A 26404-nucleotide genomic window follows, 5' to 3' on the forward strand; every position below is an offset into this window, starting at 1 on the left:
GCGCCCTACTTCCCAATACAGAAGCTCGAAAAAATCACTCCGAGCAAATCCTCCGTATCCACCCGCCCCACGACCTCGCCCAACGCATCAAGTGCCTCGCGGAGATCGATCGCCGCCAGCTCGGTATCCGTGCGCGGCGGTTGGAGCAGGGCCGAGGCCGCCGCCAGCGATTGCCGAGCGCGGGACAGACAGGCCTGGTGGCGCGCATTGATCGCCACCGCATGGTCTCCCCACTCCCCGGTGCCGAGGTGCAGCGATTCCCGGATCACCGATTCCAAACGGTCGAAACCCTCGTCGCGGTGGCAGGAAATCCGCACCGCCTCCACGCCGGACCAATCGCCATGCTCGCCGAGATCCGCCTTGTTCAGCACCAGCAGATGACGGGTCCCTTCCGGCACATCCGCCGGGCGGATCGAAGGCCGCGCCTGCCCGGCATCCGCCACCTCCAGCAAAAGGTCGGCCGCTTCGATCTGGCGCACCGTGCGCCGGATCCCCTCCTCCTCGATCCGATCCCCCGCCTGGCGCACGCCCGCGGTATCGATCAGCCGCAGCGGGATGCCGCCGAGATTCACGGTTTCCTCGATGGTGTCGCGGGTGGTCCCCGCCACCTCGCTCACGATCGCCCGCTCGTAACCGAGCAACCGGTTGAGCAGGCTCGATTTGCCGACGTTCGGCTCGCCAAAGATCACCGTGCGCACGCCCTCCCGCAGCACCCGCCCTTGGTCGGCGGTGGCCAGCAGCCGGTCGATCGCCGTGGCCACGCGGTCCAGGCGATCACACAGCGCACGACCCGTATCCGGGTCGATGTCCTCGTCCGGGAAGTCGATGTAGGCCTCCACATGCGCCAGCACCCCGAGGATCTCATCGCGCGCCTCCAGCGTGCGACGCCCGATCGTGCCCTCCATCTGCTCCCGCGCCGCCCGCAGCGCCAGCGAGGTCTGCGCGGAAATCAAATCCATCACCCCCTCGGCCTGGGTCAGATCCAGCTTGCCATTGAAAAACGCCCGCTGCGTGAACTCCCCCGGCCCGGCCGGCAACGCTCCGCAGGCGAGGAAACGCGACAGCACCTCGCGCGTCACCAACATCCCGCCATGGCCCGCGAACTCCACCGCATCCTCGCCGGTGAAACTCTTCGGCCCCCGGAACACCGTCAGCAGCCCGTCATCGAGCGTGTTTCCCACCTCGTCCAGAATCCGGCACCACACCGCCTGCCGCGGCGCGGCCAGCGATGCCCGCCCACCCGTGGCCCGGTCCGCGATGGCGAACGCCTGCGGCCCTGACAAGCGGATCAACGAAACCGCCCCGGTCCCGGGAGCGGTGGACACGGCGGCAATGGTCGGCGTATGGGAATCGGAAGGCGTCACGGTAGATCGTGGTAGCGCGAAGCTTGGCTTCGCGTGTAGTGGTTAGCCCGGATGATCTGACGACAGCCGCGTTTCGTAAAGCCCCGCAAGACGCACGCGAAGCCAAGCTTCGCGTGCCTCACTTCCCGGCCTGCGCCGTTTCCTGGCCCCCGAGACCGAGGAACTCCCAGCAGATGAAGCGGCTGACCGTGAGCTGCGGGTCGTCCGCCCCCACCCACTCCAGCTCCACCGTGGCAGTGCGGGCCTGCGGCCGGGAGTCCTTGGAGCCACGCCAGTTGATCGAGGACAGGGCGCGGCCCGCCTCGGAATCCACCTTCACCCGGATCCGCGCGGAATCCGAGGTGGTGGCGGGATCGGCCACGCGGTAAGTGCGGGTTCCCGGGGCCGACTTGCCCTCGTCCCCCACATCCTCCACCACGAACACCCGGAACACCGCCTTCTGGCCGGGGCTCGGGGTTTCCACGAAGTTTCGCAGCGTGCGGTACTTCGTCTGCGCGAACATGTCCCAATCCAACCGCAACCCATCCGGAAAGCGCTTGAAGAACGCCTGCACCCGCACCGGCTCCATCGCGAAATTGGAAGCCCGCGCCACGCTCGAAAGCAGCAGGTCCGCGTCCTCCAGCCCATACTGCACCTCCAGCGAGGCCAGCGGACGGAAGAACTCCCGCATCTCGAACTGCGGCGGCTGGTCGTAGATCATCAGGAACAGACCGCGCTTCCGGTCTTCCATGGAAAGCTCATACACCGAAAACGCCTCGGGCGGCGTGTCCGAGTCATCGATGCGCCCCCCGCCATAGAACTCATGGAGCTTCGGCACCTCGGCCTTCCCCCCCACGATGTAGGGCGCCTTGCCCTCGCTGGTGGAGGCATCGGTGTAGCCGCGCAGCACCTTGTAGGCTTCCCGCTGCCAACCCATGCGGAGGAATTCCTCCTCGGAGCTCTTCCCCGGTGCGCCGGGAGCCGAGACCTGGCCGAGCGAGCCACTGCTCTTGCCGTAGAAATTGTTCAGGAAATAGATCGTGCCCGCGCCGCAAGCGACGATGAGCACCAGCATCAGCAGCAGCGCCGGAATCAGGCCGCGTTTCGCGGGCTTTCCCGGAACAGCCACCGCCGCGGTTTTCGCCGGAGCCTTTTCCGGAGCCGGTTTCTCCACCGGTGGAGCGGCGATCTGGGGCACGGCGGCAGGAGACGGCACGGTCGCCGCGGGAACGGGAGCCGGAGCAGGAGCCACCGCCGGAGTCGCCGCGGGCTGCGGAGCGGGCACCAATACCGGTGGCGCGGCAGCAGGAACCGGAGCGGGTCCCTGAGACACCGGCGCAGGACCACCACGGCCCACCGGAGCGGGAGACGTGATCACGCCCCCGCAGTGCGGGCACGGACCGGTGGTGGGAGGCAGATCGATCGGAATGACGATGCGGCCGTTGCAATGGCCGCACCGGAATTCACGCTGTTGATATGGATCGATCGCTCCCGTCATGTATCCCGCCTATCTGACCGTTTCGAATGGTTAGATGACAATCCCGTTGCTGTCAAACCACGCTCCTTCTCATCAAGCAGGCACCGGACCCAGCACGGCGTCCAGCACCTCGAGACAGCGCTCGTTCTGCGGCTGCGTGCCGATCGAGATACGCACCCACTCCGGCAGCTTGTAGCTGCGCATGGCGCGGATGATCACCCCCTGCTTCAGCATCTCGCGGAAGACGCGGTCGCCATCGCCCACCTTCACCAGGATGAAGTTCGCCACGCTCGGCACGAACTCCAGGCCGCGCTCGGTGAACGCCTTCGAGTAGAACGCCAGCCCCTCGCGGTTCACCCGGCGGGTGTTCTCCACGTGGGTGTCATCGGTGAGCGCGGCGATCGCACCGGCCTGCGCGATCGAGTTGACGTTGAACGGCTGGCGCGCCTTCTGGAGGATCGCCGCCACGCCCTTCGACGCCAGCGCGTAGCCCACCCGCAGCGCGGCCAGACCGTGGATCTTCGAGCAGGTGCGCAGAATGCACACGTTCTTGCCCTCGGCGATGTACTTGAGGGTGTCCGGAGCCTTGTCCAGGAACTCGTGGTAGGCCTCGTCGAATGCCACCACCACATGGTCCGGCACCCGGGCCATGAAACGGTCCAGCTCCTCCTGACCCACCATCGTGCCGGTCGGGTTGTTCGGATTGGCAATGAACACCAGGCGCGTCTCCGGCGTGATGGCGTCCGCCATCGCGTCCAGATCGTGCACGAAATTCGGATCCGCCACCTCGACATACTGCGCGCCGAAAAGGGTGGCCATGAGCTTGTAGACCACGAACGCGTGCTCCGCGGCGATCAGCTCCGCCTTCGCATTCAGGAAACTGTGGCACAGCAGCTCGATGATCTCGTTCGACCCGTTGCCGAGCACCACGTGGTCGATGCTCAGGCCGAATTTCCCGGCGATGGCGCTGCGCAGCCGGTAGCCGCCGCCATCCGGGTAAATGTGCGCGTCCTCGAGCGCCGAGATCATCGCCTCCTTCGCCCGCGGCGACGGCCCGAGCGGATTCTCGTTCGATGCGACCTTCACGATGTCAGCCGGTTCCAGGCCGAGTTCGCGCGCCGTTTCATCAATCGGCTTGCCGGGCTCGTAAGCCACCAGATCACACACAAAACGGTTCGCGTAGTGGTCGATATTCATCCGACGGGAACCCTAGGACTCCACCCCCGCAAGGTCAACGGTGGGAAGCGATCCGATTGTAAAGTGTAGCTGAAAGCTCCGCTTTCAGAGTGTAGGGGGAAGCTCCAGCTTTCCCTCTTCGGGGGAGGAGATCGTTCGGCATCTCCACCACCGCCAACTGGAGCTGGCGGAAACGATCCGAAAGCGGAGCTTTCGACTACATTCTCTCCCTTACTCCGCCCGCGTCGCCTCGTAGAAACTCACCACCCCGAAGGTCATCGGCGTGCAGCTCGCGTCCACGAACCCGCACCTTTCCAAAAGCGTGATCATCGCGTCCCCGCTCGGGAACGCCTCGATCGAGCCGCCGAGGTATTCGTAGGCATCCTTCTGCCCCGTCAGCGCGCCCGCCATCTTCGGTAGCACGTTGTGGAGGTAAAAGCGGTAGGGCCCGCGCAGCACGCCCCGCGGCAGCGAGAAATCCAGGATCACCAAGCGGCCACCCGGCTTCAACACCCGCCGCATCTCGCGCAGCGCCGCCTCGTAATCCGCCATGTTCCGCAGGCCGAAGGCCACCGTCACCACGTCGAACGAAGCATCTTCAAACGGCAGGTTCAGCGCATCCGCCACCACCGTCTTCTCGATCCCGCGCCGACCCGCATGGGCCAGCATCTCCGCGCAGAAATCCGAAGCGATCACCTCGCACTCCGGGCAGGCATCCTGGATCGAAAGCGCCAGGTCACCGGTGCCGCTCGCCACATCGAGCAGCCGCCGCGGTTTCCAGCTCCGGATGCGAGCCGTCACCACCCGTCGCCACCACAGGTCCGCCCCGCCGCTCAGCACGTGGTTCGTCAGCACATAGCGGTCGGCGATCCTCGCGAAGGCTTCGCGCACGTAGTCGGCATCGGGCATCGCGGGGAGAGTCCAGAGTCCAGGGTCCGGAATCCAGAAAGAAAGCTCGCCCCGCTACCCATCCCCCACGAACCCGACCAAAATCTGACCTCTTCCTCTGGATTCTGGATTCTTACCTCTACTCCCCGAGTCCTCTAGCCCACACCCCTTCCCGGCTGAACACGATCACCATCGGCCGGCAGCAGATTTCGCAATCGTAGTCCACCTCCGTGGGCATCTCCTCATCCGGCGGCACCGCCACCTCGAAGGTTTCGAAACAGGTGGGACAAGTGACTTCCGCGAACTCCATGCCCTATCTACGCAGCCACCGTCGCGCTCGACAAGCCCCGCAAACCCATGACTGCCATGGCCGTTTCCGCGACCGGGTGGAAACGAATCCGCCCTCCCTAACGAAGAGATTTTGACGAAAGCCGCGGATTGGGATACCGGTGAGGATGGCCCCTGTCCCGTGGGGCCGTCCACCAACCGTACAACCGCCATGAAACTCAAACTTTGGATTCCGGTTCTCGCCGTCCCGCTCTTGGTCGCCTCCTGTGACGACAAGAAGAAGGACGAACTCGACAAGGCCACCAGCAACGCGAAGTCCGCCATGGACGATGCCTCGAAGAAGATCGAGAAGGCCACCGCCGACGCCAAGGCCGCCACCGAAAAAGCCACCGCCGATGCCAAGGCCATGGCGGACAAGGCCGCCGCCGATGCCAAGGCCGCCGCCGATGCCGCGAAGGCGAAGGCCGACGAAGCCGCCAAGAAGATTCAGGATGCCGCTGGCAGCATCCCCACGCCGCCCCCGGCCCCCGGCCAATAACCACGAGCGGCCGTGGAGACTCCACCGATACCGGTCCCATCCCGGTCCCGGCTCCCGAGGTTTGCCCTATGGGTGACCCTCGGGATGACCGTGGTGTGGTTTGCCGCCTGTCACTTGGGAATGCTCGCCCGAGGCCAGGCGGCCTTGCGCGAACATGAGACGCGCCTCACCGGAAAGCCCAGCTTCTCCAGCAGCGGCCCGGATGGCTGCCCGGAGGCCTGGGTCGACACCGACCCCAAGGCCCGCCGTTTCACCTGGCCCCAGAGCGAGCTGCCCGCGGGCGAACTCCCCGCCGACACCGCCCTGACCTTCACCTTCCTGGAGCCCGTGTTCTTCACCCAGGGCCACCTCGTCCTGGCGAAGATCTCGACCCCGGACAAGGTGCTCTACGATGCCTCCATCTGCCGTGTGCACCGCGAAACGATGCACCGCACCGTGGTCACTCCGGATGCCAAGCCGCCACACCCGGCCGAGCTCACGCTCTTCCCGAACTGCGGCCGCATCCCGAAATGCACCGGCCAGAATCAGGTCACGACGTGGGTGTGCGATTCCTGCCGCCGCGAGCGCGACCGCTGGCTGGACCAATGCCGGATCTCCCCCGTGTCCGCCGCCCGTTGACTGTCACTTCGCTGGCAGCAGCCTGAGATGGGACAGCAGCGGACGGTGGTCACTGCCATTCGGCTCCGCCACCACCGTGGTGCCCGCGTCCTGGATCGTGATCCCGTTGCCATCCCGCAACAGCACGTGGTCGATCACCACCCGCGGCTGGTCGGCCGGAAAGCTCGCCGGATCGCCCTGCGGCACCACCCGCCGGAAACCCGCCTCGGCGAAGAGCTTCAAGACATTCGAATCCGGCACGTCATTGAAGTCCCCGGTGATGATGACCGGCTCCTTCACGGCCTTCAGCCGCTGCACGATGAGCCTCACGTTCTCAAGGCGCTGCGTATCGTCCTTCCCGGAATCCAGATGCACGCCCACAATGGCGATCACGCCCGCGTCCGGAGTTTTCACGAACCGGATCACGCACACCCGCGGCTCACCGTCCTTCACCGGCAGGTGGATCGATTCATCCGCCACCACCGGCAGCTTCGAAAGCACCGCCGCCCCGTAGGCCCCGCCGTCATAGGGCATCGCCGCGGCATAGGCCGAGGTCATCCCCAGCGTCGCCGCGTAGGTGGCCGCCACGTTGACGCTGCCATTGCGCTTCGTCAGGTGATCCACCTCCTGCAACGCCACCAGATCCGGCTTCAGCTTCTTCAGTATCTCCTGCTGGAACGCGTGGTCATACTTCCCGTCCATCCTCCGCCCCCCGTTGCGGATGTTGAACGACACCACCGTGAGATCGGAGGCGGACGAAAACGTGGCCAAGGCGAGGAGACAAAGAAGCGGACGCATCACAGGACCATAACGCCGCCGCCGCAGCCATTCTTCTCCCAGTAGCGCTCCTGCCAAACATTCCGGCGCTTTGGCCAAGATCGCCCCCCGATTGTAGCCGGAAGCTCCGCTTTCGGATGGTCTCCGCCAACTCCAGTTGTCGGTGGCGGTCAGGCCAAACGATCCCCTCCTCCACAGAGGGAAAGCTGGAGCTTTCAGCTACAATGCGAGACCACGCTCAAGCGGCTGGAAGCACATGGTTTCAGGCGTGTCACCGGCGCGGAGCTGGATCAGCATGATCGGGAATGGAGAAACCCGAACAGAAACACCGGATGGCGCGGCGGCTGGCTTGGCTGGCCCTCGCCATGATGTTGGTGGCGCAGTGCCTGCCGTGGGAAAAGACGCGGCTTGAAGTGCGGACCTGGGTCGGAGTGAGTGAAGCCAATTCGAATTTACTGCCCATCGCACGGTCCTGGACTTTCAACATGGAGGACGACTGCCCTTCATGGCCGGCGGGCAACCACATCTTTGTCTCAGGCTCCGACGCGTTTGTCCAAACCACCACCATCTGCCGCGGCCACCTCCCGGAGGTCCTTCAATTGAATCTGGCCGCGGAACTGTGGCACAGTGCAGAGGGATGGGCAGCAGCCCCATCGGCCTTGCCCGGGATGGAAATGACGACCTTCCTGATCCCTGCCACCATTTCCATCTGGCTGCTGACGATCGCGCTCATGACCGTCGCGCCTTTTCTTCCGAAATGGCGTTCCCGCCCGAAAGTGGCAGTGTGGATGGCCCGCCTCTTCGTGGTGCTGATCCTGACGTGGTTGATCCGGAACCTCATCCTCGGATTCGAAACCCTTCCTTACGAATTCCGCGATTGTCTCGGACATGTAGGTGCTGGCTACTGGCTGACCCTGGCGGCGCTGGGTGTGGAAACCGTGGCGCTGTTTCTGATTTCCGCTCCCATGAAGCACCAGCCGCCGACGCAAGCGACCACGTAGCCGGAAGCTCCGCCTATGGATTGTCTCCGCCAGCTCCCGTTGGCGGCGCGGTCAGGCCAAGCGACGCCCTCCGTCCGCCCGCGTACGCCGTGCAGGATACGGTCCACCCCTTGCAAGCTGCACCGAATACGTCACGCCCGCGTCAGCTCCCTGCCGATCGCCCCACCCGCAAGACTTTGACCCCGGAGCGCTTGCACGACACCAACACCTGCCCACTACCCCGGCACGCGCCCTGCGGAACAGGAAACCACCACGAAAGGCCCCGCGCCTTTTCGCAACCACAACCCTGTACGCTTATGAAAACGAAACCGATTCTTTCCATTCTCGCCGTGACACTCCTGTGTCCGCTGGCGAACGCCGAGGAAAAACTCGGAGCCAAAGCCCCGGCGAAGGAGACAGCAGCGGATGCCACTCTCAAAAAGCCCGCTGAACCCGCCGCGACTTCGATCGCCGGGATGATCCGCTCCGGTGCGACGTTCTCGATCCTCGCCAAGGCGATGGATGCCGCGGGGATCACCGAAACCTTCGCCGGCAAGGGCATGTTCACCGTCTTCGCGCCCACCGACGATGCCTTCATGAAGCTGCCGAAGGACACGCTCGCGAAGCTCATGCTTCCCGAGAACAAGGAGAAGCTCCGCTCCCTGCTGCTCTACCACGCGGTGGCCGGCGACTTCACCACCTCCAACCTCGCCGAGGGCAAGGTGAAGTCCGTGAACGGCGAGCCGATCAAGATCGACATCGGCAAGGCCAAGTTGAAGGCCGATGACGCCAAGGTCGTGAACCCCGACCTCAAGGCCGACAACGGCACGATCCACGTGATCGATCACGTCATGGTGCCGAAGTCTCTCGATGGCTTCGCGGGCCTCAAGGCCGATTGAGCCCGGTTCCCTGTCGGGGTGGAGCGTTTCGGGTGATCGGAACGCTCCGCCCGGACGCCCCCGTCGATGCGCATGGGTCCTATATCTCCTATAGGACCCATGGTTGGCGGGCCCTCAGTGCTTCTCGATCACCGCGTAGGCGTTGTGGTTGTGGATGGACTCGAAATTCTCGGCCTCCACCCGGTACCACGTGATCGATTCGTGCGCGTTCGAGCGCGAGGCGACGTTCCGCACCAGGTCCTCCACGAACACCGGATTGTCATAGGCGCGTTCGGTCACGGCCTTCTCGTCCGGGCGCTTCAGGATGCTGTAGAGCTCGCAGCTCGCGGAGCGCTCGACCAAGGCGATGAGGTCCTCGATCCAGATCGGCTCGGTCGAGCGGATGGAGTAGGTCACGATGCCGCGCTGGTTGTGCGCGCCGCGCTCGCTGATCGCCTTCGAGCACGGGCACAGCGTGGCCACCGGCACGAACACGGTCACGATGAAATCGGTCGGCTTGCCTTCCTCGGCCTCCACCTCGAAACGCACCTCGTAGTCCAGCAGACCCTGCTTGCCAGTGACCGGCGCGGCCTTGCTCAGGAAGAACGGGAATTGGAATTCGATGTGGGCCTTCCGCGCGTCCAGCTTCCGCAGCAACTCGCGCGGCAGCGAGGCGATCGTGCGCACGTCCAGGCAGCCGCCGTGGGCGTGGAGCGCCTCGACGAAGCGGCTCATGTGCGTGCCCTTGAAGTGGGCGGGAAGATCGACGGCGAGGGAGACGGTGGCGACGGTGCGCTGGACGCTGCCGCCCTTGTCGCTGACTTCCACCGGGAAGCGCAGGCCTTTCACGCCCACGCGGTCGATGGGCAGGCGGCGGTCGTCGCGCTCGTTCTGGGTGTCCTTGAGTTCCTTCATGGTCCGTGAAAACACAAAGAGCCTGTCCGGGATACGGACAAGCTCCTGGTGAGAATGATGGTTTCTCCGGAGCCCGGGATCAGGGCAGGAGGTTCACCGCACGCGCCTGCTTGATGGAGCGGGTGATCTTGCGATGAAGCTTGGCCGAAACCCCCGTCACGCGGCGCGGAAGGATCTTGCCGGTCTCGGTGGTGAACTTGGTGAGAAGTTCCGGATTGGTGTGGCGCACCTGCTCCACTTGGATGTCGTGCCGACGGGTCGGCATCTTGCGGTTCGCCTTGCGGAAGGCGATGCGGCGCTGGACGGTCTTGGGCTCGGACATGAGAAAAAAGGTTAGCGGAGTTCGCGATGAAGGGTGCGGCGCTTGAGGAAGTGATTGAACTTCACCTTCTCGAGACGACCCGGCGTGCGCAGGCTCTTCTTGTTGCGCGTGGTGACGTAGCGGGACGTCGGCTTGCCCTCAGCCTTGGCTTCGGTGCATTCGAGGATGATGATCTCGCGTGGCATGTGTCAGAAAACGTGGGGGCGGGAATTTAATTCAATCGTCGTCCTCGTCAAGAGAAACCGACTCGGAATCTTCATCATCGGCGTAATTTCCACCGCTGAAGCCGACTTCGTTGGACGGACGGAAGCGGCGGTTGCCGTATTCCTTCTCCCACTGGGCCTGGCATTCGACCGTCAGGCGGGCGAACGGGATGGCTTCGAGGCGGGCCGTCGGGATCTTGCGACCGGACATCTCGCAGACGCCGTAGGCACCCTTCTTGATGCGCTGGAGGGCCTGCTCGATTTCGTAAAGGGCGTCCTGTTCCTTCGCCAGCACGCTGAGGGCGAAATCGCGGTCGTAGGCATCGCTGCCGGCGTCACCCTGGTGCATGCCGGAGCCGGAGGCCTCGGAGCCTTCCGGAGCATTGCGGATCGTGTCGCGGGTGGTGCCGGTCATGGCGTCCACCAGCTCGTCACGGAGATCGAGGAGGCGCTGCTTCTGCTTGTCGACGAAAACGGGAGAATGGGTGCCACCGCCGTTGACCGGGGCGATTTCGACCGCCACGGGCTCCTCGGCCACCACCTTGGCGACCGGCTTCTCGGGCTCGGCCTTCTTCGGCGCGGCCTTCTTGACAGGAGTCGGGGCCGCCTTCGGCGACTTCGCCGGAGCGGCACTCTTGGCGGGAGCCTTCGGCTCGACCTTTTTCGGGGTGGATTTCTTCGCGGCCATGGCGCGTGAGCGAGTTCTCTGTGAGAGGTTGGTAAATCGTGCGAGCGCGTCTTGCGCGTCCCCCACCCTTTGAGAAGGGCGGGGTGGATTAGCCCCTGAACGCTCCACCTTCAAGGGGAAATTTCATAAATCCGAGGTGCTGTCCCTCTTGAGAAAGTTTTTTACTCCAACAGCCGCCGGAACCCCTGAAATCCCGGGCGTTTCTTGAAATTCCGTGGTAGGTTCGCCTGAGTTTTGCGGTCGCGGAGCGTGCCGAGTCAGCAATCTCGGAAGGAGTCGAGCCTTCAGGCGAGGAAGGTCTTCCCGGGAGGCGGAGGCCCCGGATTCCCTTCCCCGGGGTGCAGCGAAGCTTTCCCCATACACCCACCGGGATAGAAAACCGCCCCCCCGCCCTTTCGTCTCCCAAAAGGCTCCCCCGCCTCTGCCCCCCTCCTCGCCTAAAGGCTCGACTCCCTCCACCGGCGGACCCTACGCTGCGCGCCCGTATGGAACTCAGCGCGATCGTCGAAGCCCTGCTCATTGCCTCCGATGAGCCCCTTGCTACTTCGGAAGTCGCCCGGCTGGTGCGCGCCCGGGTGGCGGAGGCGGAGGATGTCCGCGCCCGCGAGTTCGAGGAGGGCAAGGAGCCCGCCGCGCTGGAGGAATGGCTCACCAACCTCTCCGCCGTGTCCTCCGAGCAGGTCGCCGAGGCGATCGCCGCCCTGAACACCGCCTACGAGACCTCCGGCCGTGCCTTCTACCTGACCGAGCGAGCCAAGGGCTGGAAACTCTACACCCGCCCGAAGTTCGGTGAATTCGTCCGCCAGCTCTTCCCCGGCCGCAAGCCGGAGCGCCTCAGCGGCCCCGCCATGGAAACCCTGGCCATCATCGCCTACCGCCAGCCGATCACCAAGGCCGCCATGGAGGCGGTCCGCGGCGTGTCCTGCGATGGCATGATCCAGAAGCTGCTCGACCGCGACCTCGTCCGCATCGGCGGCCGCGCCGACCTGCCCGGCCGCCCGCTGCTCTACGAGACCACCGACCTGTTCTTCGAGCACTTCGGCATCCGCAGCGTGGACGACCTCCCGAACTCCGCCGAGCTCCGCAAGGTGAAGCTCCCCGAGCCGAAGGACGCCGCTCCTGCCGAACCGGAACCCCAGCAGCTCAGCCTCGGCGCGAACGCCGAATCCTCCTCCGAATCGTGAGAAGGGTCTCCACCCTGCCGTCGTCGTTCAGAGGAATTCCAACCACAGACGGACACGGATGAACACAGATGGAAGAAAGGATGGGATAGAGCGCCCTTTCTTCATTTCTGATCCGTGTCCATCCGTGGTTCCAAATCCTGCTGGAAACACGCGGCCACCAAATGACAGCGGGATTTCCGCCCTTCAGGTGATGGATTTCGCTTCCTCCGAATCCTGAAACCTTCTGTTAATCCTGTCCGTCCGGCGGCCCCGGACTTCATCCCCTTTCCCCACCCGTGAATCTCGACGACATCCGCAAGCAGATCGACGCCATCGACACCGACCTGCTCGACCTTCTCAACCGCCGCGCCGACCTGGTCCATGAAGTGGGCGTGGTGAAGAAGCGCGACGGCCTCCAGATCTACGCCCCGGAGCGCGAGGAGCTCGTCCTCCGCCGCCTGATCGAAAAGAGCCAGGGACGCCTGCCGGAGAAATCGATCCGCGCCATCTACCGCGAGATCATGTCCGCCGCGCTTGCGCTGGAAGACGACCTCAAGATCGCCTACCTCGGCCCGGAAGGCACCTGGACCCACCAGGCCGCGATCAAGAAATTCGGCCACTCGGTGAACTACTCGCCGCAGCCGAACTTCGCCGACGTCTTCGACCAGGTCGCCCGCCGCCGCGCCGACTACGGCGTGGTCCCGATCGAGAACTCCACCGAGGGCGCGGTGTCCCACACGCTCGACCTGTTCGTCGATTCCCCGCTGCACATTTGCGCGCAGATCCTGATGCGGATCGAGAACGGCCTGATGGCCTCCATTCCCCGCGAACAGATCAAGACGCTCTACTCGCACCCCCAGGTCTTCGGCCAGTGCCGCTCGTGGATCCTGAAGAATTTCCCGGACGCGGACCTCGTCGAGGTCTCCTCCACCACCAAGGCCGCCCAGCTCGCCCGCGACAACGCCGCGCAGGGCGCCGCCGCCATGGGTGGCCCGCTGGCCGCCGAAATGTACGGCCTCACCATGCTGGAGGAAGCGGTCCAGGACCGCGCCACGAACACCACCCGCTTCCTGGTGATCGGCGAGAAAACCTGCCCGCCCACCGGCAACGACCGCACCTCGATCCTCTTCGCCATCCAGGACAAGCCCGGCTCGCTGGTCAGCGCCCTGCAGGCCTTCGACCAGTTCCACATCAACATGTCGAAGATCGAGTCCCGCCCCTCGAAGCGGAAGGACTGGGAATACATCTTCTACGTCGACCTCGCCGGCCACTGCGACGACAAGGAGGTCGCCTCCGCCATGGAGGAACTCCACCGCCACTGCTCGCTGGTGAAACTCCTGGGGTCCTACCCGGACACCGGGGAGTGATCCTCCATGCATGAAAGAGAAGTCCGGGGGATTACTACACGCGCGGATCGGATTCGGGATCGCGCTGGCGATGGCCGCCGCGGCGCATTTCCTACCGGCCTGGAGGATGGAAAGGTACACCCTCTGCGATCTTTGGAGCGAGTTTGCCCATGACGTGGAATTCCTGCTCAGCGGCAGCTACTCCCTGGACCGGCTGATGAGTTCGGCGGCGATCCTGTGCGTGACCGCCACCATGATCGCCGCGCCGTTTCTCGTCCGTTTCCTGCAAGGAGCGCGCGCCCTGCTGTGGGTGGTGCGGTTGCTGGCGCTGGCCTTCAGCGGCTGGTTCACCGTGATCATCGTCCACGCCACCCGGCATTTCGAAACCCAGCGGATCACCCTTCTCGCCATCGGCCCCGGCCTGTGGCTGCTGATGGGCGCGTTCTGGATCTTCACCCTCTCGATGTTCCTCATCCGGGCCCGCAAGGGCGGAGCGGAAGAGCCGCCCTCCAGATGTTGGAGAGTCCACCGGAACCGGCGTTTCCCGTCCCCTGCGACCGCGCCCGGTCTCACTTGCCCGGATTGGCCGCGGCGGCCCGGTCCAGCATGTTGCGCAGGTCCTTGTCCGCTTCATGGAATGCCCCGTTGAGCACCCGATCATTGCGCACGTAATCCTGCTGGAGATAGTACTGGGTCAAGGCATAGCGGTTCGAGATGATCTGGAGATCCTCGGGAGTCGGGCTCCTCCGGTTGGCCAAGCCACCCTCGTTCAGATCCTCCACCAGGTTCCGCTTCTGGTCGGGCATCAGCGATTGGTCAAACAAGGCGGTGTGAAACAGATCGAGCGCTTGCTCGTTCGCTCCCACATAGGCCAAGGCCGCCCGGGCGAGTGGCTCCTTGCTCCCGGGTTCCGACAGCCTCGCGTCCTGGTAGTAGCGGCTCACTAGGGCCACGCTTTGCGCTCCGAGGGATTGCTGGAGATAACGCAAGGCCGCCTGATCCACCTGGCCGTCGGACTGGATGATCTGGCTCTGGGCCGCCGCCACATAGGAGGTGTCACCAAACCGCTTCATCACGTCGAAGAGCATTTCCCGGTCCGCGGCAGCCCCCTCCTTGAGCAGCCGGCCGGCCGCGGCCAGCGCATCCTCCTTGTAGGTTCCGGGAGCCATCTCCTCGAGAATCTGGGTCAGGTAGGCCACCTCCAACCCATTCCGGGTGCGGCCAAGCGCCTCGACCAGGATACCCTCCGCGTCCTTGCCCCCGGTGTGGCGCACCTGATCGAACAACGCGATCCGGAGCGAAGCCGGCACCAGGGCGTCGACGAGGCTCTTCAGGTTACGACGTGCCTTGTTGCCCGGCGGAACATAAGTCACATCCGAGCCGCCCGCGAGAAATTGGCGGATGGCCGGCAAGGCCTGGGGACCGATCCGGGAAAGCTGCTCCAGTGCCGCCAGCATCTGGCGTGTCGAGCGGGCATTCCCCTCGCTGAACGGCAGGTTCGCCAGTTGGTTGAGGAGGAATGGCGCGCTGGGTCCCGCGGCTTCCGGAGCCGACCGGCCCGATTCCACGATCACGCGGGAACCGCTGTCCCGCTTCGCCCCCCGGCCATTCAACGCGGCCTCAAGCCGACCCTTCTCCAGTTCCCAAGCTGAACGCTGGGCCTCGATCTGTCCGGCATACCGATGCTCCTCCACGATCACGGCAAGGACGAGGCCAAGTCCGAGGGCCAACAGAAGCTGAACAGGTGTTTTCATCAGGGAGCGCAGGTTGAAGCTGACAGGCGGCGCACCGGGGCGACCCGCCGCGAACGGATGTTTTCCGTGATGGCCATCTTACGCACCCAAGATGACGGGAGAATGATGCTGGAAAAAATTCGTTCCCTTGAAGGAGGCCAGGTGCCTTGCGCCCATCGCTCTACGAAACGCGTTTTGCCCAGCTAGCCCCTGATGATGACGCGCCGGACAGATAGCTCCTCAGCCTTCCACACCCGTTCCGTCACCGGGCGACCACCTCTCCAAGGTTACGTTTCAAAGAGCCAGCCCACCTACATCCCCTGCTCCGGCGGCTCCTTGAGAGACAACTCCAATTTTTTCCGTGAAGCAGGAGCGCACAGGCGGCCGAATCCCAGCAGCAAAACTCCTAACGCCAGCAGGATGCTGAGCTCCGCGCCATCACCGCCAACCCAGCGGTTCATGGGACTGAGCCAGACCAGCCAGGTGCCCGCGGCGAGAATACGGGCGGTCCAGCGCAACAGGGCATTCTGGACAAACGCCGGGAGGAACACCGGCGCGGCGAGCACGAGCGCCACCGATGTCACGCAAAGCCCGTCGAAGACCAGCGAGGCGTAGTCCGGCTTTCCACGAAAGCCCGCCAGCACCTCGTCCCCCATCCGCATCCAGAAACTCCAACCGTGTTGGGAGATCCACAGCACCTGCCCCGCAACGAGAATGAAGACCGCCAACACGAGCAACGCGCGGGCGTGGCGGATGCGGGGATCTTCGGTAGCAAATGACATGCGGGTGGCGCGGCAGGTTCAACCGGGCTCCGGTGACGAGAAATCCTCCGCCGACGCGGTCACCACTTCCGGAAAAGAATGCTGCCAACCACGCAGGAACCCACGGGCGCGTTTCACCACGGCTTTTCCGGTCATCCGTAGAAAACTAGCAAGACATCCCCCACCAAGCAAGATCCCCGCTCCCGAGACACCCCAACAAAAACGCATGTAACTTTTCCGGTGGAGCCACGGTATCGGATGGGCTGAAGCCGTGCCGCGCCGATTACCCACGCTGGCATGGATTCATCGCATCGCATGAACCCCAAAATCCACCACCTCGTCACCAGCCTCGCGCTGGCCACCTTCGTCTCCGCGGAGCCTTCCACCGCGCCGGACCGGCATGACTTCTTCTACGCCGGTGAGGCGAAGACGCAGGACATGTATGTCGTCGGCAAGGGCCAGGTCCTCTGGAGCTACCACAACCCCGGCAGCCGCGGCGAGATCAGCGATGCCGTGCGGCTTTCCAACGGCCGCATCCTCTTCGCCCACCAGTACGGCGTCACCCTGATCGACAGCCAGACCAAGGACAACAAGGTGCTGTGGCACCACGACGCGCCCGCCGGATGCGAGATCCACACCGCCAGCCCGATCGGCACGGAGCGCGTGGTGTTCCTCCAGAACGGACCCGAACCGAAGTGCGTGGTGATGAACATCACCACCGGCCAGGTGGAGCGGGAGTTCCCGCTGGAGGTCGGGAATCCGAAAAGCACCCACGGCCAGTTCCGCCACGCCGAGCTCACCACCGCGGGCACGCTGCTGGTGGCGCACATGGACCATGGCAAGGTCTCCGAATACGACGACCACGGCAAGGAACTGTGGACCGCGAAATTCCCCGGCCCCTGGGCCGCCTCCCGCTTGGCCAACGGCAACACGCTGGTCACCGGCACCAAGCTGGTGCGCGAGCTCAATCCCGCGGGCGAAACCGTGTGGGAGCTCACCACCGCCGATCTTCCGGACCAGGGCATCCGCAGCTTCCAGATCGCCACGCGGCTGGCCAATGGCAACACGCTGGTGAACAACTGGGTGAACTCGTGGAGCGAGACCATCGACCCGGAAACCGCCCCGGCGCAGGCGCTGGAGATCACGCCCGACAAGAAGGTGGCGTGGGTGCTGCGCTGGTGGAAGGGGCCGAACGCGCTCGGCCCGTCCACCACCCTCCAGCTCCCGGACAGCCCGCGCATCCAGAACTTCCGCTTCGGGGAGTTCCACTGACCTCCGCCGCGATTTTCACAATCGAGGAATGGCATTCCGGCCACCGGCACGCTAAATGGTAGTGCCCGGGTGGCTGGATGCCATGGATGATCTCCCCCTCACCTTGCTCGCGCTCTCCGCCGCCATGCTCCCGCTGGTGCTGGCGGCGCGGGCACTGGCAATGGGCTACCGGTTTTCGGAAACCGCGCTCACGGTGCGATCGTTCGGTTTCATCCGGCTTCAGGAGCTGACCTTCGATGGTGCCAGGCTGGAAGCGGTCGGCCGGGCCCGCGAGGAACTGCCACGGCTCCTGGAACGACTCCCGAACCACAAGGTGGTGGACCTCACCCGCACCTTCTTCTCGCGATGGATGGTGTGCGGGTTCGTGAGCACCCCGGACCGCCTGGTCATCCTGCCCCATCCGGTGGCGCGCGCGCTGGTATCGAGGAATCCCCGGGCACGCTGGTCCCTGACACGGACGGAAACCCGCCTCCGGCTGGCCCAATTGCCCCGTCGCACGATCCGCGCGTGGCCGCGGTGGCTGACCATCGGTCCCCTCCCCACGTCCGTGCTGCTGCTGCTCCTCACCGCGGGCCAGATGGCCTACACGATTCGCGCCCTGAGGCTTCAGGCACGGGCTTACGTGCGGTATGGGGTCCCGGCCTCCGATCGCCTGGAGGCCATGACAGAGCTTGTCATCAGCCAGCTCAGCGAGCCCCTTCTGGTCTTCTTCTGCGGCTGTTGGATCCTCGCTAGCGCCACGGCGGGCAGACCACCTCCCTCCCTGCTCCCCAAGCTGGCGAGCCTCGCGGTGCTGGCCGGATTCATGACGGGTTCACGCGGCAGCCACGAACTATCCCATTTGTGGGAGCAGGATTGCGTGAGCTATGGCAACACCATCGCGCTGTTCCTGTGGTCCTGCCTCGGCTGCTGCGCCCTGATGCTGACCAAGCCGGTGCTGGCCCGGTTGTTCAACCCTGCTCCCGCACGCGACGCCCCGCTCATGGAGCAGGAGCCCAGACGCTGGTGAGACCGCGCGGCGCCTTAACGGAAATGGGATGCTTAACACGGAAACCGGAGCCTCCCTTTGCAATTCCGCGGATCAAGCGCATGATGTCCCTGTCAAACGGAACACCCTTGCCGTGCGACAAGGTTTTCTTGGGTATAATGCAATGAACAAACACTCGGCGGCACCCCTCGGGCGCTTCCGGGTGTTTGTTTTTTCCACCAGGACGCTCACTTCACCAGAAAGCGGTTAATGGTCTCGCGCGCGTGCTTGAGGTCCCCTTCCGGATCGGGTTTCCCCGCTTTCTCGATTTCCTTGGCGCGGGCGAAGTGGACGTCGAAAAGCTTCTGGCCGCCCTCCTCGTCCTTTAGCGTGAAAGTTTCCCGCTCCTTCATCACTTCCGCCCAGGTCTCGCGGACATCCTTCCAGTAACCGCCGGTCTTTTCCCAATACCGGTTGAACGGCCCGGCAAGGTCCGGCGCGGTGATCGCCTCGTAGCGGTTCACACCGATCTCCCCACCGATGCAGGTGCGGGTGCCGTCCTTCGCGACGAGCACCTTGCGGTTGCTCTGGAGATGGACCCAGCCGCTTGGCGTGAGGTTCACCTCCTCGGAACCTTCCAGCACGTTGTAATCGCTCCGCACGGAAAACTCCCGGCGCGGCAGCGGGCGCGCGCAGACGTCGGTGCGCCACGCGGACAGGCCACCATCGTGGGTCCACGCGCCGATCGCCTCGTAGCGCGGCGAATCATCCACCTGATAGACCGCCTGGGACCAGCGGCCCTCCGGCGCGGGCGCGGGCACGCGCTTCCAGCTACTATCCTTGTCGTAGACATGCAGTTCCTTCGGCTGCCACGTCCAGTCCTCGCGCCAGTGCTTCATCACCATCGGCGGGCCGGACTTCCCCTTCCCGTCCTTGAAGTACATCACCAGCGTGTGCTGGAGACTGAGGAACTCCGGCCGGTCCTCGATAACCGTGACATTCTCGGTGCCCCAGCTGAAATACGGCCGCATCGGCTTGAAGTCCGGCTTCAGGCCGTAGGACTCGGTGAAATCGAAGCTCACGCGGTAGTTCCCGGCCAGCGCGAGGATGGCGCGGCGGTCCTTTTCAAACTTCGCCAGCCCCGGCTCCTGGAGACGCGTCCACGCCCCGGTGGCCCCCTTCAGCAAGGTCACCTCCGCGCCCTGCGTGGTGCCGCCGCGGGGCGTCATGTCCTTCCAATCGATGAACGGCCAGCCGAAGGCCTGCGCGGGAGCCGCGGGTTCCACCGGCACGGGCTTTGGCACGGGTTTCTTCGGTTCCTTCGCCAGCGCGGCGGGAACCAGCAGCGACAGCGCGGCGCAGAAGGCAGGAAGGGACGCTTTCATCATGAATGCGGGCATGGTGCCACGGATCAGGACGGCGGCAATGAAAAGCCCTTCTCAGGAGCGCGGCACAAAAAACGCCGTCCCCTTTCGAGGACGGCGTTTGGAAAAGAGGAAGAACGGGACAAAAATGTCCCTACTCCTTGGGCAGGTCACCACTCCACGCCGAGGTCGTAGCGGCCGGCGAGTTCGAGCAACTCCGGGCGCATCGGCCATTCGTCGGCGCGCTCGCTGGTCTGGTGGCGCTTGCTGGCCCCCTTCAGCGTCATGCAGCCGGTGTTGTCACCGATCGCGCGGATCTGCTCGGATTCCTCCGGGGTGAAGCGGACGTCCGGCAGCGCGGCGAACTCGCGGATCTGCTCGTCGATGGAGCGCGCGTCCTCGGTCGCTTCCTGGAAGAAGGTCGGCACCGCGCTCTCCACCATCGGCTGGCTGAGATTCCAGATCGAGGCGAACTGGATCGGGGTGAGCTTGTACTTGTCGGCCAGCGGCAGCATGCGCTCCGCCTTCTCCAGACCGTGCTCCACCCAGCCCTGCGGGCGGTAGGCGCGGTGGTCGCCGGGCTTGAAGGCGTGGCCGGGCTTCAGCTCGCCGTGGAAAACGCCGCCGTAGTCGACCACGCGGGTCAGCACCTTGACGCCGAATTTCTCGCAGGCCGGGAGCACCAGCCCCGTCGGCCACGGTTCGAGCGGATTGAGAATGAGCATCGCCCAGTCGATGTGGCGGCCGAAGCGCTCGAAACACTGGATGATGTCGAGCGTGAACCCGTTCGCCGGGCCCGGCGCGATGCCGAGGCGGTCGGTGAGCCCCTCTTCCTTCAGCGCCAGCATGCCGTCCCACACGGCCTCGCTGGTGTAGCCGATGTCGTCCGGATTGTGGAGCATCAGCAGGTCGAAACGGTCGGTGCGGCAGCGCTCGAGCGATTTCGAGCAGGCCATCCGCATGTAATCCTTGTACTCGCCGGGGCCGCGCAGCTCCGGATCGGTGAAGCGCGGGTAGCCCTTGTTCCCCTGGCGCTGGCCGACGTAGAAATCGTGGCCGATCATGCCCACCAGGCAGTAGCTGTCGCGGTCGACGCCTTCCAGGGCCACGCCCAGCAGTTCATCGGCCTTGCCGTTGCCATACACATCCGCGGTGACGAAGGTGCGGATGCCCGCGTCGTAGGCGGTGCGGATGCATTCCAGATAACGCTCCTCGGGGAGGGTTTCGCCGTAGTGCATGAAGCGTCCGCCGCTCCAGGTGCCGTATGCCGTGGTGGTGAGATCCATGTCGGAGGGCCTTGTATGCCGCCCGCGCCCGGCGGTCAACGGCAGGCAAATCCCGCGGATCAAAACGCATTTTCCACCCGGTGGACCCGTGGTGGCTTTCCTTCCTCGACGTAGACCTCGATCACATCGAAGCGCCACGGGACATCCGTGCGACCCAGCAGCTTCAGCCATTCGCGGGCACCGCGCTCGATCAGCGCCTGCTTTTCGGCGTTCACCGCGTCGAAGCCGCGGATCTTCGATCCCTCGCGGCGGGTTTTCACCTCCACGAACAAGAGAAGCTTTCCGCACCGGGCCACGATGTCCACCTCGCCGCCATGGGGCGCGCGGAAGTTCCGGTAGAGCACCTTCGCCCCCTGCCGCCGCAGCCAGGCCGCGGCCACCCGCTCGCCGAAGTCCCCGGTCCACTTCCGGTCCCGCGGCGTGCCGTCACGCGAGGTCAAACGGCAGGGTGAGTTGAGACACCGGCTGAAACGAGCGGCGATGGATGCGACAAGGCCCATGGGTGCGCAAGGCGGCGAGATGCCCGGGAGTACCATATCCCTGGTGCCGCTCAAAGCCGTATTCCGGAAACTCCCGCGCCGCCTCCTGCATCCAGCGGTCCCGAGTGACCTTCGCGATCACGCTGGCGGCGGCGATCGAGAGCGAGAGCCCGTCCCCCTTCACCACCCCGTCGTGCGCCCACGGAAACGCCGGCACCGGCAGCCCGTCGATCAGGCAATGGTCCACCGCAACCTGCAATTGCTCCACCGCCCGCCGCATCGCGAGGTGGGTGGCGCGCAGGATGTTGATGGCATCGATCTCCTCCGCATGCACCAGCACCACGGCCCAGAGAACCTTCGCGTGGGTGGTGAGCATCCCGTGCAGCGCCTCGCGCTTCGCGGGGCTCAACTTCTTCGAATCGTCGAGCCCGGGACACGAAAACCGCGGTGGCAGGACCACCGCGGCCGCGGAAACCGGACCGGCCAGCGGGCCGCGTCCTGCCTCATCCACGCCCGCGACAATGCGCAGGCCACGGGCGTGTAGGGCTTTTTCAAGTCTGAGGTCGGGCATCCGCCCTCAGTATTGATGGAGGCGGTCGGCCATTTCCATCCGGTTCATCACCGGGGAGCCGAAAAGTTGGGTGGCAAAGACGGTGCCATCGCTATCGACCACCACGCCAATGCCGGTGTCGGTCCAACTCGCGCTCATGTTGTACTCATGGCCCCTCGAATTGGCCCACATCCGCACGAAGGCGGGCATGGACTTGGTGCTGGCGGCGGCCACGTTCTCGGCGAGCGTGGTGATATTCAAGCTCGTGCGGGCACGCAGCGCCCGGCCTTCGAAGCCGAGGTGGCTGACGTTGTGGCCGCCATCGATCTTGAACTTGCCACGGTTGGCGCGCATGAACTCGCTGTGCTCCTGCGCCAGCCGGTCGAGACCGGCATTGCGGACCAGGGCGTTGCGGCCCTTGGAGACACGGTAGGCGTTCACATCGGCCAGCAGCTGGCCGCTGAGCGATTTATCGGAGGCCGAGGCGGCGAAGGAGACCGGGACCTTGGTGATCGGTGGTGCGGCGCACGAGGCCAGGAGGCCCGTGGCGAGCATCACCACTGCGGGGAGGCAGGGTAACGTTTTCATATTGGGACAGCACGGGTCGGACTATCCTGAAATTTTTAAGAAGGTAAAGACATTTTTAACTTGTTAGGTTGCTTATCTTGAGCTTAGCCGGAGTTTTTTCGGCCACTAACCTAACACGCGATCCCGTAGGGGGCGGATCGCGCGGATGCCTTATCCTATCTATAATTTCTTGATATCCCGTGCTTCGTAACCGCGGCACGCGCCGCGATTTCGACATGGTTATTTTCCCACAGCCCGGGGTGTTCCGGCTTTTTTCTGGTCGGATCGATTTTTTTCAGCTATACTTATAGCGAGTGTTTTTATCGATCCGTTAGATCTCAGCCCGCTATCCGGCGATAGGGAGCCCATGTATTCTCCCATTCAAGGCGTGGCCTTGATGATGGCACGGCGATACGACCACAGGTTCGGAGCCCCCGCATCTCGAACCTCCAGGATGACGTGGACCGACGCGGGCTGCGCCACGGGCGGCTTCCCCTTGGTGGGCAGGGGCGGCACGACGAAGCTCGTCACCGGACCTTTGTCCTGGGTGAGTTTCACATCGCCGGAAAAGCTGCGGGTTCGCAAACTCCACTCTCCCGCCTCCTCGTACACCCACCACCGCATCCCGACCGCATCGCCATCGGGATCGCTCGTGCCTTCGGCCGAGAGCGTCACCGTTTCACCGGCCTTGGCGGAGAGTTCGATGACGTTCTTGGTCTTGTCGCCATTGAGCACCGCGATCGGGTTGTGGTTGGCCTTCTTGAAGTCATCGGTGATGGACCAATCCATCCGCGCGGAGAAGTCGTTCTGGAAATGCTCCCGCCAGCGCCAGACGGTCGCGTGGATGCTCGTCTCGGTACGGCCGTTGTCGTCGCTGGTGACCGTGTCACGGGCATCGCGTCCGCTGGTCCAGAGCCGGCGTTTCTCGCCATAAGGAGTGCCCTCCTGGTATCGCCCGCCCCAGCCGCCGTAGTCCGGCCGCACGTGCCAGCCGAGGCCGTTGTTGATGAGTCCGAGGAAGGACGGCGTGTCCCCCTCCATCAGATAGGCCAGCGGCGGGTAGAGGGCCCCGAGCGGCCCCTTCGAGTGGATGTGCTCCTTGAGCCAGGGATTGTCCACCATCTCGAACCGGTGCATCACGCCGATCTTGTTGAGACGGTCCCCGCTGATGCCGCTCCACGTGCTTTCCCAGTAGTTGCCGCCCACGCCACCCGGGCTACAAATGTAGAAGAGCGAAGGGAACGTCGGACGTATCCAATACCCGGCGTCATCCTGGTCCGAGATCGTGTACACGCGGAGCTTGCCGATAAAACGATCCACCTCCTCCTGCGGACGGGTGGCTTTGACTTCCCACAAGGCCTGCGCCAGCGTGTTGGCCCCGCCCCAGACGCAAACCCAAACCGGCCGGTCATCGGCACGATCTACCACTTCGATGATCCGCTTCGATCCCGGAGTGCCCTTGCCATCCCCGACAAACGCCATTCCGTAGCCCGTCTGCCCGGTGCGACAGACCGAGTGCAGGGATTCGGCGGCGGGATAACCGGGGGCGTGCTTGGACAGATTCGAGACCACCGCTCCATAGGCATCGATGTCCCGATGCAGCAGGTCCTCGCGCGTCCCTTCCTTCAGATGGATGGAGGTCGAGGCAATCAACGCCTCCACGTCGAACTCATTGGCATAAACGAGAAAGCGCACGAGCGACTCCTCGTCGTCGGGCTCGTTGGACAGATCCGTGGTGACGATGACGCGGGGACGTCCGGTCGGCGCGTCCGCCGCGGCGACCGAACCGCAGACCGCACTGAGGATGAATGTTCCCAGCGCGCGACGCAGCGCCATGGAAGGGAGCCGAAGCCAGTGAGTGCTCATGATTCGATGGGGACGGACGGAGAGCCCGCGTTTTGAATTTCCGTGACTCTACCACCTACATTCCGGAAATTCTTCCCCCATGGGCCCCGAATTGTCACGGAATCCTAAGGCCGCCGAGTCCTTCGATTCCTCCCGGCCGGACTTCTCTCCCTACGGCTTCAGTTGCGGCCTGTGGGCTCCGACCCCGATGCCGCGCCCGGATCGCCACAATGAGATCGAGGTGAACCTGCTGCGCACCGGCTCGCTCACCTACCTGCTGGGCGGCCGGCGCATCACCATCCGGGCTGGTCGCCTGGCGCTCTTCTGGGCAGCGGTCCCCCATCAGATCCTGCATTGGGAAACGACCGATCCCTACCACGTGGCCACCCTTCCGCTCGCGTGGTTCCTGGCCTGCGGATTCCCCGAATCCTTCGCCAGCGCGGTCCTGGGCGGGGAACTCGTCACCGAAACCCACGCCCATCCCATGGACGAAGCGCGGTTCGAACAATGGAGCGCGGACATCCAATCCGGCGACCCGCTGAGCGAACAAGCCGCCCGCATGGAGATCCAGGCGAGACTGCTCCGGACCGCGATGACATCCCCCCAAGGGAAACGCTCGAGGTCGGTGCCGCCCAACCTCAGCAGGGCCGACCAAATCGCCTGCTACATCGCCCGGCACTATCAGGAGCCCATCACCGCCGCCCAAATCGGAGAGGCTGTGGGCATGCACCCGAACTACGCGATGAACCTCTTCCGCAGGACATTCGGAACCACGATGATCGATTTCCTGGTCCAACACCGGCTCTCCCACGCCCAACGGCTTTTGGTTTCCACGGACGATCCGATCATCGAGATCGCCAGCGCGTCCGGCTTCCAGAGCCTCAGCCGGTTCAACGAGGCCTTCAAAGCCTCCTGCGGCTGCCCTCCCCGGGAATACCGCAAGCGGAATCGGCTCCGTGAGACCACCTCTGTCGTAGGGAAAGCATCGTAGATAACGACGATTGCTCGGCACCTGGCTCGATCTCAGCTCCCCCTTCCCAACCAACGGCGCGGCGTGATGGCCCGCTTATAACATTGTCCCCTTTCTGGCGGACCTAATAGGCTACCCGGAATGCCCCTCAAGAAACTTCTCCTGGCCAGCTTCACCCTTACTCTAGCTCATGCGGAAACCATCACTCTCCTGGCAGTGAGGGATGGTGGAGTCACGACCGTTCAAGATACCCTCACATTGGATCAGGGCGACACCGCAAAAATCATTTCAGGAAGCACAAAAACAAGCGGCTCCGCTCTCGCATTGATTACCATCAGAGGCCAACAATTCTCCCTTTTGACGGACCACTATTCCGGCCAAAACACCAAGATGGAAAGAGGTTACACCATCGCGGGTCCCGCAATCATCAAGCCAGACACAAACGGCGCCGATGGGGCTTTTCTAACAGTCGAGGTGACCCGAGCGAACACCACGCCAACACAAGCCCCAACCAACTCCGTGGTTATTCCGGAAAATGCGGCGGGCAATGTTTATGTAGTGATGGAAAGCAGCACGGACATGATCACTTGGACCCAAGCCAACCCCGGAATCTATGGCGGTTCCACCCAGCGGCGCTTCTTCCGACTCCGCGCCGTTCAGCAGTAAAATGCCACGCCCCGAAGCCGTCCACAAAATCGACCGCGGCAACCTGGGTCGCGGCGATAGCCTTCGTCTCCTCGGGTAGAATGCCCGCGCCCTAATAGGGAGGGCATGAGGAATGTGGAATGGCTGCCAAAAATCGCCATTTATCGCCACATCAGATTTTTTGAGACGGCTTTTAACAGGCTCCAGTTTTCCTAACTCGTTGGAAACTGGAGCCGCTGGTCGGATTTGAACCGACGACCTGCTCATTACGAATGAGCTGCTCTTATCGCAACCCATTTATTATCAGCACATATTTTTCGCAAAAATCATCAATTTCCGCTATTTCTCGCATAATTCGGGCGATTCGGGCACAAATCATCCGCTGA

The 26404-nt window shown here is 64.1% G+C and carries 29 protein-coding genes; 11 read left to right on the forward strand and 18 right to left on the reverse strand.

Translation table 11 applies throughout. The features are described 5' to 3' along the window. Window positions 1-5 precede the first annotated feature (5 nt). The 5 genes from mnmE to llg_RS21130 form a co-directional block, all read right to left on the reverse strand. Window positions 6-1325 (reverse strand): tRNA uridine-5-carboxymethylaminomethyl(34) synthesis GTPase MnmE, encoded by a 1320-nt coding sequence (gene mnmE, locus llg_RS21110; protein WP_338287035.1) that lies wholly within the window; start codon window positions 1323-1325, stop codon window positions 6-8. A 157-nt stretch (window positions 1326-1482) separates the two neighbouring features. Next, window positions 1483-2841, reverse strand: coding sequence for a hypothetical protein (locus llg_RS21115; protein ID WP_338287036.1), 1359 nt, complete (start codon window positions 2839-2841; stop codon window positions 1483-1485). Window positions 2842-2913: 72 nt separating this feature from the next. Then, on the reverse strand, window positions 2914-4017 hold the full coding sequence (gene hisC, locus llg_RS21120) for a histidinol-phosphate transaminase (protein WP_338287038.1): 1104 nt from the start codon (window positions 4015-4017) through the stop codon (window positions 2914-2916). A gap of 210 nt (window positions 4018-4227) precedes the next feature. Continuing rightward, on the reverse strand, window positions 4228-4905 hold the full coding sequence (locus llg_RS21125; RefSeq protein ID WP_338287039.1) for a ubiquinone/menaquinone biosynthesis methyltransferase: 678 nt from the start codon (window positions 4903-4905) through the stop codon (window positions 4228-4230). A gap of 118 nt (window positions 4906-5023) precedes the next feature. Then, window positions 5024-5194 carry a CPXCG motif-containing cysteine-rich protein gene (locus llg_RS21130; RefSeq protein WP_338287040.1) on the reverse strand — a complete coding sequence of 57 codons (171 nt, stop codon included), beginning with the start codon at window positions 5192-5194 and terminating at the stop codon, window positions 5024-5026. 189 nt (window positions 5195-5383) lie between these two features. Between llg_RS21130 and llg_RS21135 the strand changes: the two genes are divergently transcribed. Both llg_RS21135 and llg_RS21140 read left to right on the forward strand, forming a co-directional pair. After that, the gene (locus llg_RS21135) at window positions 5384-5710 is read left to right on the forward strand and encodes a hypothetical protein (RefSeq protein WP_338287041.1); all 327 of its coding nucleotides are present in this window, start codon (window positions 5384-5386) and stop codon (window positions 5708-5710) included. A 120-nt stretch (window positions 5711-5830) separates the two neighbouring features. After that, window positions 5831-6328 carry a hypothetical protein gene (locus tag llg_RS21140; protein WP_338287042.1) on the forward strand — a complete coding sequence of 166 codons (498 nt, stop codon included), beginning with the start codon at window positions 5831-5833 and terminating at the stop codon, window positions 6326-6328. Between the two features lie 3 nt (window positions 6329-6331). On the opposite strand, the gene llg_RS21145 is transcribed toward llg_RS21140, so the two are convergent. Further along, window positions 6332-7105: an endonuclease/exonuclease/phosphatase family protein gene (locus llg_RS21145; protein ID WP_338287043.1), complete on the reverse strand. Its 774-nt coding sequence runs from the start codon at window positions 7103-7105 to the stop codon at window positions 6332-6334. Between the two features lie 284 nt (window positions 7106-7389). Between llg_RS21145 and llg_RS21150 the strand changes: the two genes are divergently transcribed. Continuing rightward, window positions 7390-8085, forward strand: a complete 696-nt coding sequence (locus llg_RS21150; protein ID WP_338287044.1) for a hypothetical protein — start codon at window positions 7390-7392, stop codon at window positions 8083-8085. A gap of 296 nt (window positions 8086-8381) precedes the next feature. Then, window positions 8382-8963 carry a fasciclin domain-containing protein gene (locus tag llg_RS21155; RefSeq protein WP_338287045.1) on the forward strand — a complete coding sequence of 194 codons (582 nt, stop codon included), beginning with the start codon at window positions 8382-8384 and terminating at the stop codon, window positions 8961-8963. Between the two features lie 114 nt (window positions 8964-9077). Here the strand turns inward: llg_RS21155 and folE2 are convergent, their stop codons facing one another. The 4 genes from folE2 to llg_RS21175 form a co-directional block, all read right to left on the reverse strand. Next, on the reverse strand, window positions 9078-9857 hold the full coding sequence (gene folE2 / locus llg_RS21160) for a GTP cyclohydrolase FolE2 (RefSeq protein WP_338287046.1): 780 nt from the start codon (window positions 9855-9857) through the stop codon (window positions 9078-9080). Between the two features lie 79 nt (window positions 9858-9936). Further along, entirely contained in the window at window positions 9937-10179 is a 243-nt protein-coding gene (gene rpsR / locus llg_RS21165; protein ID WP_338287047.1) for a 30S ribosomal protein S18, read from the reverse strand. An 11-nt stretch (window positions 10180-10190) separates the two neighbouring features. Beyond that, a complete protein-coding gene (gene rpmG / locus llg_RS21170; protein ID WP_200350839.1) occupies window positions 10191-10364 on the reverse strand; it encodes a 50S ribosomal protein L33 in 174 nt (57 codons plus the stop codon). A gap of 31 nt (window positions 10365-10395) precedes the next feature. Beyond that, complete coding sequence (locus tag llg_RS21175; RefSeq protein WP_338287048.1) at window positions 10396-11070, reverse strand: TraR/DksA C4-type zinc finger protein; 675 nt, start codon at window positions 11068-11070, stop codon at window positions 10396-10398. A 485-nt stretch (window positions 11071-11555) separates the two neighbouring features. Between llg_RS21175 and scpB the strand changes: the two genes are divergently transcribed. The 3 genes from scpB to llg_RS21190 all read left to right on the forward strand — a co-directional run bounded on the left by scpB (window position 11556) and on the right by llg_RS21190 (window position 14228). Further along, window positions 11556-12254: an SMC-Scp complex subunit ScpB gene (gene scpB / locus llg_RS21180; protein WP_338287049.1), complete on the forward strand. Its 699-nt coding sequence runs from the start codon at window positions 11556-11558 to the stop codon at window positions 12252-12254. A 275-nt stretch (window positions 12255-12529) separates the two neighbouring features. Continuing rightward, the gene (gene pheA, locus llg_RS21185; RefSeq protein WP_338287050.1) at window positions 12530-13600 is read left to right on the forward strand and encodes a prephenate dehydratase; all 1071 of its coding nucleotides are present in this window, start codon (window positions 12530-12532) and stop codon (window positions 13598-13600) included. Between the two features lie 10 nt (window positions 13601-13610). Next, on the forward strand, window positions 13611-14228 hold the full coding sequence (locus llg_RS21190) for a hypothetical protein (RefSeq protein WP_338287051.1): 618 nt from the start codon (window positions 13611-13613) through the stop codon (window positions 14226-14228). On the opposite strand, the gene llg_RS21195 is transcribed toward llg_RS21190, so the two are convergent. Together llg_RS21195 and llg_RS21200 are read right to left on the reverse strand one after the other, a co-directional pair. Further along, window positions 14149-15333 carry a hypothetical protein gene (locus llg_RS21195; protein WP_338287052.1) on the reverse strand — a complete coding sequence of 395 codons (1185 nt, stop codon included), beginning with the start codon at window positions 15331-15333 and terminating at the stop codon, window positions 14149-14151. The genes llg_RS21190 and llg_RS21195 overlap by 80 nt on opposite strands. 290 nt (window positions 15334-15623) lie before the next feature. Further along, complete coding sequence (locus tag llg_RS21200) at window positions 15624-16094, reverse strand: hypothetical protein (RefSeq protein ID WP_338287053.1); 471 nt, start codon at window positions 16092-16094, stop codon at window positions 15624-15626. 294 nt (window positions 16095-16388) lie between these two features. Between llg_RS21200 and llg_RS21205 the strand changes: the two genes are divergently transcribed. After that, entirely contained in the window at window positions 16389-17345 is a 957-nt protein-coding gene (locus tag llg_RS21205; protein ID WP_338287054.1) for a PQQ-binding-like beta-propeller repeat protein, read from the forward strand. Window positions 17346-17427: 82 nt separating this feature from the next. Further along, on the forward strand, window positions 17428-18354 hold the full coding sequence (locus llg_RS21210; RefSeq protein WP_338287055.1) for a hypothetical protein: 927 nt from the start codon (window positions 17428-17430) through the stop codon (window positions 18352-18354). A gap of 206 nt (window positions 18355-18560) precedes the next feature. On the opposite strand, the gene llg_RS21215 is transcribed toward llg_RS21210, so the two are convergent. From llg_RS21215 to llg_RS21240, 6 genes are all read right to left on the reverse strand, one after another. Then, window positions 18561-19700, reverse strand: coding sequence for a DUF6607 family protein (locus llg_RS21215; protein ID WP_338287056.1), 1140 nt, complete (start codon window positions 19698-19700; stop codon window positions 18561-18563). 146 nt (window positions 19701-19846) lie between these two features. Continuing rightward, complete coding sequence (locus llg_RS21220; protein WP_338287057.1) at window positions 19847-20962, reverse strand: aldo/keto reductase; 1116 nt, start codon at window positions 20960-20962, stop codon at window positions 19847-19849. 59 nt (window positions 20963-21021) lie between these two features. Next, window positions 21022-21402, reverse strand: a complete 381-nt coding sequence (locus llg_RS21225; protein ID WP_338287058.1) for a YraN family protein — start codon at window positions 21400-21402, stop codon at window positions 21022-21024. Continuing rightward, the gene (locus tag llg_RS21230; RefSeq protein WP_338287059.1) at window positions 21389-22012 is read right to left on the reverse strand and encodes a ribonuclease HII; all 624 of its coding nucleotides are present in this window, start codon (window positions 22010-22012) and stop codon (window positions 21389-21391) included. Before llg_RS21230 ends, llg_RS21225 begins: the two co-directional genes overlap by 14 nt. Window positions 22013-22018: 6 nt before the next feature. After that, window positions 22019-22579, reverse strand: coding sequence for a CAP domain-containing protein (locus llg_RS21235; protein WP_338287060.1), 561 nt, complete (start codon window positions 22577-22579; stop codon window positions 22019-22021). Window positions 22580-22939: 360 nt separating this feature from the next. Then, window positions 22940-24424: a DUF1593 domain-containing protein gene (locus llg_RS21240; RefSeq protein WP_338287061.1), complete on the reverse strand. Its 1485-nt coding sequence runs from the start codon at window positions 24422-24424 to the stop codon at window positions 22940-22942. A 91-nt stretch (window positions 24425-24515) separates the two neighbouring features. Here llg_RS21240 and llg_RS21245 point away from each other — a divergent pair, with 91 nt between their 5' ends. Both llg_RS21245 and llg_RS21250 read left to right on the forward strand, forming a co-directional pair. After that, window positions 24516-25394, forward strand: a complete 879-nt coding sequence (locus llg_RS21245) for a helix-turn-helix domain-containing protein (RefSeq protein ID WP_338287062.1) — start codon at window positions 24516-24518, stop codon at window positions 25392-25394. A 120-nt stretch (window positions 25395-25514) separates the two neighbouring features. Then, window positions 25515-26039: a hypothetical protein gene (locus tag llg_RS21250; RefSeq protein WP_338287063.1), complete on the forward strand. Its 525-nt coding sequence runs from the start codon at window positions 25515-25517 to the stop codon at window positions 26037-26039. The last annotated feature ends 365 nt before the right edge of the window (window positions 26040-26404 follow it).

It is taken from the genome of Luteolibacter sp. LG18 (assembly GCF_036322585.1).
Lineage (GTDB): Bacteria > Verrucomicrobiota > Verrucomicrobiia > Verrucomicrobiales > Akkermansiaceae > Luteolibacter.

What these genes read in the sequence shown, in the direction of transcription:
- llg_RS21115 (WP_338287036.1), bottom strand. Translation starts at nt 2,841, where the DNA reads ATGACGGGAGCGATCGATCCATATCAACAGCGTGAATTCCGGTGCGGC.
- hisC (WP_338287038.1), bottom strand. Translation starts at nt 4,017, where the DNA reads ATGAATATCGACCACTACGCGAACCGTTTTGTGTGTGATCTGGTGGCT.
- llg_RS21125 (WP_338287039.1), bottom strand. Translation starts at nt 4,905, where the DNA reads ATGCCCGATGCCGACTACGTGCGCGAAGCCTTCGCGAGGATCGCCGAC.
- llg_RS21130 (WP_338287040.1), bottom strand. Translation starts at nt 5,194, where the DNA reads ATGGAGTTCGCGGAAGTCACTTGTCCCACCTGTTTCGAAACCTTCGAG.
- llg_RS21135 (WP_338287041.1), top strand. Translation starts at nt 5,384, where the DNA reads ATGAAACTCAAACTTTGGATTCCGGTTCTCGCCGTCCCGCTCTTGGTC.
- llg_RS21140 (WP_338287042.1), top strand. Translation starts at nt 5,831, where the DNA reads ATGCTCGCCCGAGGCCAGGCGGCCTTGCGCGAACATGAGACGCGCCTC.
- llg_RS21145 (WP_338287043.1), bottom strand. Translation starts at nt 7,105, where the DNA reads ATGCGTCCGCTTCTTTGTCTCCTCGCCTTGGCCACGTTTTCGTCCGCC.
- llg_RS21150 (WP_338287044.1), top strand. Translation starts at nt 7,390, where the DNA reads ATGGAGAAACCCGAACAGAAACACCGGATGGCGCGGCGGCTGGCTTGG.
- llg_RS21155 (WP_338287045.1), top strand. Translation starts at nt 8,382, where the DNA reads ATGAAAACGAAACCGATTCTTTCCATTCTCGCCGTGACACTCCTGTGT.
- folE2 (WP_338287046.1), bottom strand. Translation starts at nt 9,857, where the DNA reads ATGAAGGAACTCAAGGACACCCAGAACGAGCGCGACGACCGCCGCCTG.
- rpsR (WP_338287047.1), bottom strand. Translation starts at nt 10,179, where the DNA reads ATGTCCGAGCCCAAGACCGTCCAGCGCCGCATCGCCTTCCGCAAGGCG.
- rpmG (WP_200350839.1), bottom strand. Translation starts at nt 10,364, where the DNA reads ATGCCACGCGAGATCATCATCCTCGAATGCACCGAAGCCAAGGCTGAG.
- llg_RS21175 (WP_338287048.1), bottom strand. Translation starts at nt 11,070, where the DNA reads ATGGCCGCGAAGAAATCCACCCCGAAAAAGGTCGAGCCGAAGGCTCCC.
- scpB (WP_338287049.1), top strand. Translation starts at nt 11,556, where the DNA reads ATGGAACTCAGCGCGATCGTCGAAGCCCTGCTCATTGCCTCCGATGAG.
- llg_RS21190 (WP_338287051.1), top strand. Translation starts at nt 13,611, where the DNA reads ATGAAAGAGAAGTCCGGGGGATTACTACACGCGCGGATCGGATTCGGG.
- llg_RS21195 (WP_338287052.1), bottom strand. Translation starts at nt 15,333, where the DNA reads ATGAAAACACCTGTTCAGCTTCTGTTGGCCCTCGGACTTGGCCTCGTC.
- llg_RS21200 (WP_338287053.1), bottom strand. Translation starts at nt 16,094, where the DNA reads ATGTCATTTGCTACCGAAGATCCCCGCATCCGCCACGCCCGCGCGTTG.
- llg_RS21205 (WP_338287054.1), top strand. Translation starts at nt 16,389, where the DNA reads ATGAACCCCAAAATCCACCACCTCGTCACCAGCCTCGCGCTGGCCACC.
- llg_RS21210 (WP_338287055.1), top strand. Translation starts at nt 17,428, where the DNA reads ATGGATGATCTCCCCCTCACCTTGCTCGCGCTCTCCGCCGCCATGCTC.
- llg_RS21215 (WP_338287056.1), bottom strand. Translation starts at nt 19,700, where the DNA reads ATGATGAAAGCGTCCCTTCCTGCCTTCTGCGCCGCGCTGTCGCTGCTG.
- llg_RS21220 (WP_338287057.1), bottom strand. Translation starts at nt 20,962, where the DNA reads ATGGATCTCACCACCACGGCATACGGCACCTGGAGCGGCGGACGCTTC.
- llg_RS21230 (WP_338287059.1), bottom strand. Translation starts at nt 22,012, where the DNA reads ATGCCCGACCTCAGACTTGAAAAAGCCCTACACGCCCGTGGCCTGCGC.
- llg_RS21235 (WP_338287060.1), bottom strand. Translation starts at nt 22,579, where the DNA reads ATGAAAACGTTACCCTGCCTCCCCGCAGTGGTGATGCTCGCCACGGGC.
- llg_RS21240 (WP_338287061.1), bottom strand. Translation starts at nt 24,424, where the DNA reads ATGAGCACTCACTGGCTTCGGCTCCCTTCCATGGCGCTGCGTCGCGCG.
- llg_RS21250 (WP_338287063.1), top strand. Translation starts at nt 25,515, where the DNA reads ATGCCCCTCAAGAAACTTCTCCTGGCCAGCTTCACCCTTACTCTAGCT.